The organism is Phenylobacterium sp. (assembly GCF_036821595.1).
Taxonomy (GTDB): domain Bacteria; phylum Pseudomonadota; class Alphaproteobacteria; order Caulobacterales; family Caulobacteraceae; genus Phenylobacterium.
In genome coordinates this window covers 1-6,141 of sequence record NZ_DAISJG010000099.1, presented here as the reverse complement: position 1 = coordinate 6,141, position 6,141 = coordinate 1, and the positions used below count along the sequence as shown (strand labels likewise).

General features: G+C 71.7%; 5 protein-coding genes and 1 pseudogene. All 6 read left to right on the top strand.

The annotated features are described in order from the left end of the window. Positions 1–365, top strand: a pseudogene (locus tag V7Z97_RS18775) (hypothetical protein); the annotation flags it as partial. Between the two features lie 12 nt (positions 366–377). Continuing rightward, positions 378–1,823: a calcium-binding protein gene (locus V7Z97_RS18770; protein ID WP_334164968.1), complete on the top strand. Its 1,446-nt coding sequence runs from the start codon at positions 378–380 to the stop codon at positions 1,821–1,823. 67 nt (positions 1,824–1,890) lie between these two features. After that, complete coding sequence (locus V7Z97_RS18765; protein WP_334164967.1) at positions 1,891–3,594, top strand: calcium-binding protein; 1,704 nt, start codon at positions 1,891–1,893, stop codon at positions 3,592–3,594. Between the two features lie 64 nt (positions 3,595–3,658). After that, the gene (locus V7Z97_RS18760) at positions 3,659–4,204 is read left to right on the top strand and encodes a type 1 glutamine amidotransferase domain-containing protein (protein ID WP_334164966.1); all 546 of its coding nucleotides are present in this window, start codon (positions 3,659–3,661) and stop codon (positions 4,202–4,204) included. Between the two features lie 61 nt (positions 4,205–4,265). Continuing rightward, positions 4,266–5,237: an ArsR/SmtB family transcription factor gene (locus V7Z97_RS18755; RefSeq protein ID WP_334164965.1), complete on the top strand. Its 972-nt coding sequence runs from the start codon at positions 4,266–4,268 to the stop codon at positions 5,235–5,237. Continuing rightward, a partial coding sequence (metF, locus tag V7Z97_RS18750) for a methylenetetrahydrofolate reductase [NAD(P)H] (RefSeq protein WP_334164964.1) occupies positions 5,234–6,141 on the top strand: 908 nt, incomplete at its 3' end. The genes V7Z97_RS18755 and metF, both read left to right, overlap by 4 nt.

Here is a 6,141-nt window from a genome sequence, read left to right as displayed (position 1 = left end):
ACGGCAACCTCGGGAACGACACCCTGGACGGCGGCGAGGGCGCGGATATCGTGCGTGGCGGCCAGGGCGACGACGTGGTCCAGGCCGGGGCCGGCGACGACTGGGTCTCCGGCGACCGGGGCAGCGACACCCTCACCGGCGGCGCGGGCGCGGACGTGTTCCACACCTTCGCCGAGGCGGGGCTCGACCGGGTGACCGACTTCAACGCCGCCGAGGGCGACCGGGTCCAGCTCCTGCCGGGCGCGACCTACACCGCCAGCCAGGTGGGCGGCGACGTGGTGGTGGAGACCGGCCCGGGCGCCCAGCTGGTGCTCGTGGGCGTCACGCTTTCGTCGCTGCCCAGCGGCTGGATCTTCGGGGCGTAGGAGAGCGGAACCATGGCGACGCGCACGGGCACGGCCGGCAACGACACCATCTTCGGCAACGACGAGGACGACCTCATCGACGGGCTCGCCGGCAACGACACCCTCGGGGGCGTCGGCGGCGACGACACCATCAACGCCGGAACCGGCGTGGACCATGTGTGGGGCGGCGCGGGCAGCGACGTGGTCTACGGCGGCGCCGGCAACGACTCGATCCGCGCCGGCGATCGCGACTTCGACGACACCACCTCGGGCGCGGACGCCCTCTACGGCGAGGCCGGCGACGACTGGATCTGGGGCCACAACGGCATCGACACCCTGGTCGGCGGCGACGGCAACGACGTCCTGCAGGGCGGCCGCGGCGCCGACCGCTACGAGGGCGGGGCGGGCGACGACAGCCTGAACCTGACGCTCGGCGTGGCCTATGCCGACGGCGGCGACGGCGCCGACGTCATCACCATCGCCCGGGTCCAGCCCGGCGACACGCGGCAGCTCCACTCGGTCACCGGCGGCGCCGGGAACGACTGGATCATAACCGACGCCCTGCACGGGACCCGCTTCGTGGTCGACGGCGGCGCGGGGATCGACCAGCTCGAGCTCAACGACTGGCCGTACCCGGTCGCCGGCGCGCCGCCCTACCAGGTCTGGCTGAACCAGGACGCGGCCGGGGACGTGATCATCGCCCGCGACATCGAGAAGCTGATCCTGCGGACCCACGCCGGCGAGATCCACGGCTCGGACCTGGCCGAGACAATCACCGCTTCGGACGGCGCCGACACCGTCTGGGGCGGCGGGGGCGCGGACCGGATCTGGGGCGACTGGAGCTACGCGGAACAGTCCAACGACCTGCCGAGCTACGCCACCGGCGGGAACGACACCCTGATGGGCGGCGCCGGGAACGACACCCTGACCGAGATCGCCGGCTCCAACTACGTCCGCGGCGAGGAGGGCAATGACGTCCTGCGCGGCGGCATCGGCTTCGACGACCTGCACGGCAACATGGGCGACGACACCGTCTCCGGCGGGGCCGGCGACGACTGGGTGGTGGGCGGCAAGGACCAGGACCTGCTGTCCGGCAACACTGGCGGCGACATCGTATACGGCAACCTGGGGAACGACACCCTCGACGGCGGCGACGGCGCGGACATCGTGCGCGGCGGCCAGGGGGAGGACTCGGTCCAGGGCGGTGCGGGCGACGACTGGATTTCCGGCGACCGCGGCGTGGACACGCTGACCGGCGGCGCGGGCGCGGACATCTTCCACACCTTCGACGAGGCCGGCTACGACCGGGTGACCGACTTCAACGCCGCCGAAGGCGACCGGGTCCAGGTCCTGCCGGGCGCCAGCTACACGGCGATCCAGATGGGAAGCGACGTCCTGGTGCAGGTCGGCGACGCCCAGCTCTTCCTGGTCGGCGTCCAGCTCACGTCCCTCCCCGACGGCTGGATCTTCGGGGCCTAAGCTTTACCGTAGACTGATTGACGGCGCGGCCATTTTTCCCCTCAACTGACGGTTGGGGGACGTATTCATGACCACGATCACCTTTCTGCGGCCGTTGCCGTTCCACGGCGACCCGGCCGCGCCGGCCGGCGACTGGCTGCGCGCCATCCTGGGTGGCGCCGGCCGCTACACGGTCACCTCGTTCACGCCCGAGAAGGTGGTCCTGACCGGCACGGCGGAGTCCGGCATGGCCGGCTGGCGGGTGGAGCTGACGCCGGTCGGGGCCTTCGCGGCGGGCCCGCCCGGCGGCGAGCCGTTCACCGGGGCGATCGCCGAAGTGGAGCTCTACGACGCGGCGGGAGTCCTGGTCAGCGTCATCACCGATCTGCCGGCGTCCGTCACCCTGGCCTCCATGACGGGCGGCTTCCCGGGCCTCATCGTGGAGCTGGTCGGCGCCTCGGGCGCGGACACCCTGACCGGCTTCGAGGGCGAGACCGTCTTGGACGGCGGCGCGGGCGACGACGTGCTGCACGGCGGCCCTGGGGCGGTCAGCGACGGCCTGGTTGGCGGTCCCGGGGACGACACCCTGTCGGGCGGGGGTGGCGACGACTTCTTCCTTGCCGGCGACGGCGTCGACCGCATCGACGGCGGCGACGGCGAGGACGTAGCCTTCCTCAACGAGGTCGATCGCTTCGTAGAGGTCTGGCTCGACCAGGCGGCGCCGGCCGGCCACCTGCGGCTCGACGGCGTCGAGATGGTGGTCGTCGGCGAGCAGGGCTCGCGGATCCACGGCGGCGACCGCGGAGAGGTGATGCTCGGAGGCGCCGGGATCGACCAGATGGACGGGGCGGGCGGCGACGACGCGCTCGGCGGCCTGGGCGGCGACGACGTGCTGCGCGGCGGCGCGGGCGACGACCTGCTGGAGGGCGGCCGCGGGGCCGACCTGCTCGACGGCGGGGAGGGCTTCGACCTCGCCGACTTCTACTATTTCGCCGACGGCGGGCTGACCATCGACCTGCGGGTGGCCACGGCCCAGCAGACCGGCCTCGGCCTCGACACCCTGCTCAACATCGAAGCCCTCTGGGGCTCGGACTTCGGCGACAGCCTCACCGGCTCGGCCGTGGCCAATGTGCTGATCGGCGAGGGGGGCGACGACCGGCTCGAGGGCCTGGAGGGCGACGACGAGCTCTGGGGTGACGCAGGCGCCGACAGTCTCATGGGCGGCGACGGCGACGACTTCATTTCCGATGTCTCCGGGGCGAACTTCCTGCGGGGCGGGGCCGGCGCCGACTCCATCACCGGCGGCTCGGGCTTCGACGACGCCCACGGCAACGAGGGCGACGACACCGTGCGTGGCGGCGCAGGCGACGACTGGGTGGTGGGCGGGAAGGACAACGACGAGCTGCTGGGCGAGGCCGGCGGCGACATCGTCTACGGCAACCTGGGCGACGACTTCGTCCAGGGCGGCGACGGCGCCGACGTGGTGCGCGGCGGCCAGGGCGCGGACATCGTGACCGGCGGCGACGGCGACGACTGGCTCTCGGGCGACCGCGGCGACGACACCATCACCGGCGGCGCGGGGAACGACATCTTCCACGGCTCCCAGGACGCCGGCCTCGACCGGGTCACCGACTTCCAGGCCGGCGACCGCGTGCAGCTCGACGCCGGCACCACCTACGCCGTCCGCCAGGAGGGCCTGGACACGGTGATCGATATGGGCGGCGGCCACATGATGGTGCTGGTGGGGGTGACGCTCAGCGGCCTTCCCGCCGGCTGGATCTTCGGGGCCTGAGGGGGAACCGGTCCGGGGCTGCCGGGTTTTCGGGGCGCAATCCGACAACCGAAGGAGAATCCCCATGGCCAGGCTGGATGGGAAGAAGGTCGCCGTGCTCGCCACCGACGGCTTTGAGCAGGTGGAGCTGACGAAGCCGGTCCAGGCGCTGCGCGAGGCGGGCGCACAGGTGGAGATTGTCGCGCCCAAGGCGGGCGAGATCCAGGGCTACAACCACCACGACAAGGGCGACACCGTGCCGGTCGACCGGGAACTCGCCCACGCCGACGCCGGGGCTTACGACGCCATCGTCCTGCCGGGCGGGGTGATCAGCCCCGACCAGCTGCGGCTGGAACCGAAGGCGATAGACTTCATCCGCGCGTTCGCACGGGCGGGGAAGCCCATCGCCGCGATCTGCCACGGCCCCTGGACGCTGATCAACGCCGAGGCCGTGGAGGGCCGTCGGATGACCTCCTGGCCCTCGCTGGAGGCGGACCTGAAGAACGCCGGCGCGGAATGGGTGGACGAGGAGGTGGTGGTGGACGACGGCCTCGTCACTTCGCGCAATCCGGACGACCTGCCGGCCTTCTGCGCCAAGATGGTGGAGGAGTTCGCCGAAGGCCGCCACTAGGGGCTCGCCGACAGCCGCCGAGGGCTTGACTTAAAGACATAAGGATATCTTTATATGGCCCATGAAGCTCTCGGCGGGCCAGGCTGTTGACGTGCTGCGCGCGGCGGGCGAGCCGACGCGCCTGCGCATCCTCGCCCTGCTCGCCCGGGAGGAGCTCGCGGTGCTCGAGCTCTGCCGGGTGCTCGACCAGAGCCAGCCCCGGGTCTCGCGTCATCTGAAGCTGCTCGCCGAGGCGGGTCTGGTGGAGCGGTTTCCGGACGGGGCGTGGGTGTTCTACCGGCTTACCGGCGGCGGGCAAGCCGGAGAGCTGATCGCCGAGATGCTGGGCCGGGTGGATCCGGCCGATCCGGTGCTCGCCCGCGACGCCGAGCGGCTGATCGCCGTGCGCGCCGAACGCGCCGACGCGGCCTCCGAATACTTCGCCCGCAACGCCGCCCGCTGGGACGAGATCCGCTCCCTCTACGTCTCCGAGACCGCCGTCGAGGCCGCGATCCTGAAGGCCGCCGGCGAGGGGCCGTTCCGCCGCCTGGTCGACCTGGGCTCGGGCACGGGCCGCATGCTGACCCTGCTGGGCCCGCACGCCGAGCAGGCGCTGGGCCTCGACCTCTCCCAGCAGATGCTGAACATCGCCCGCAACCAGGTGGCCGAGGCCGGCCTGGAGCGCTGCGAGCTGCGCCATGGGGACATCTTCGGCACCCGCCTGCCGGACGCCAGCGCGGACCTCGTGGTGGTCCACCAGGTGCTGCACTACCTGGCCGATCCCGCCGCAGCCGTGCGCGAGGCCGGCCGCATCGTCGAGCCGGGCGGCAAGCTGATCATCGTGGACTTCGCGCCGCACAACCTTGAGTATCTTCGCGAGCAACACCAACACCGCAGGTTGGGTTTCTCGGACGCCGAAATGGGCCGCTGGCTCGCCGAAAACTCCCTCGTCCATGTTCACGTCGAAGCCCTCGCCCCCGCCCGCGAGGGGGGGCTGACGGTGAAGATCTGGGTCGCCGAACGCGCCCGACAGCCGCAGAGGACCGCCGCATGACCGCGCTTGGCCCCATCGCCCGCGCCGGAGTGGGCGGCCGCCCCCGGCCCAACGTTTCTTTCGAGTTCTCGCCGCCCAAGACTTCCGAGGCCGAGGAGAGCCTGTGGGAGGCGATCCGCCGGCTCGAGCCGCTCGCCCCGTCCTTCGTCTCGGTGACCTACGGGGCCGGTGGCTCTACCCGCGACCGGACGCACCGCACCGTGCTGCGGATGCTGAAGGAGACGACGCTGAAGCCTGCCGCGCACCTGACCTGCGTCGAGGCCAGCCGCGCCGAGGTCGACGAGGTGATCCGCGACTACTGGGACGCCGGCATCCGCCACATCGTCGCCCTGCGCGGGGACCCGCCGGGCCAGATCGGCGGCGCCTACACGCCCCGCGCCGACGGCTACCGCAACGCCACCGAGCTCACCGCCGGCATCAAGGCGGTCGGCGACTTCGAGGTCAGCGTCGGCCTCTATCCGCAGGTCCATCCGGAGAGCAGCGGCATCGACCACGACATCGACGTCCTGAAGGCCAAGGTCGACGCCGGTGCGAGCCGGGCGATCACCCAGTTCTTCTTCGACATCGACGGCTTCCTGCGGTTCATGGACCGGGTCCGCAAGGCCGGCGTGACCATCCCGATCTCGCCGGGGATCATGCCGGTGACCAACTACAAGGGCCTGAAGAAGATGGCCGGGCCGATCGGCATCGAGCTGCCGCAGTGGCTGGCCAACCTGTTCGACGGCCTGGACAAGGACCCAGAGACCCGCCGGCTGATCGCCGCGTCCGTGGCCACCGAGATGTGCGCCCGGCTCGCGGAGGAAGGCTTCGCGGACTTCCACTTCTACACCCTCAACCGCGCCGACCTGACCTACGCCATCTGCCGGGTCCTGGGCGTGCGCGAGACCGAACCCGAGCCCAAGGA